General features: G+C 50.8%; 1 rRNA gene. It reads left to right on the plus strand.

From position 1 onward, the window contains the following. Positions 1–80: 80 nt before the first annotated feature. Positions 81–457, plus strand: a 23S ribosomal RNA gene (locus ET34_RS0117100); the annotation flags it as partial.

Consider the following 457-nt stretch of genomic DNA (forward strand, 5'->3'; position numbering starts at 1 on the left):
AGAACAGAAAAAGGTGTGTTCGAGTCTCTCAAATGCTTACGACACGACGATGAATCGCAGGAAACATCTTCGGGTTGTGAGGTTAAGCGACTAAGCGTACACGGTGGATGCCCTGGCAGTCAGAGGCGATGAAGGACGTGCTAATCTGCGAAAAGCGTCGGTAAGGTGATATGAACCGTTATAACCGACGATGTCCGAATGGGGAAACCCAGTGCAATTCGTTGCACTATCATGTCATGAATACATAGTGGCATGAGGCGAACCGGGGGAACTGAAACATCTAAGTACCCCGAGGAAAAGAAATCAACCGAGATTCCCCCAGTAGCGGCGAGCGAACGGGGAGCAGCCCAGAGCCTGAATCAGTTTGTGTGTTAGTGGAAGCGTCTGGAAAGTCGCAGGGTACAGGGTGATACTCCCGTACACAAAAACACACTTGCTGTGAGCTCGATGAGTAGGG

The organism is Siccibacter colletis (assembly GCF_000696575.1).
Taxonomy (GTDB): domain Bacteria; phylum Pseudomonadota; class Gammaproteobacteria; order Enterobacterales; family Enterobacteriaceae; genus Siccibacter; species Siccibacter colletis.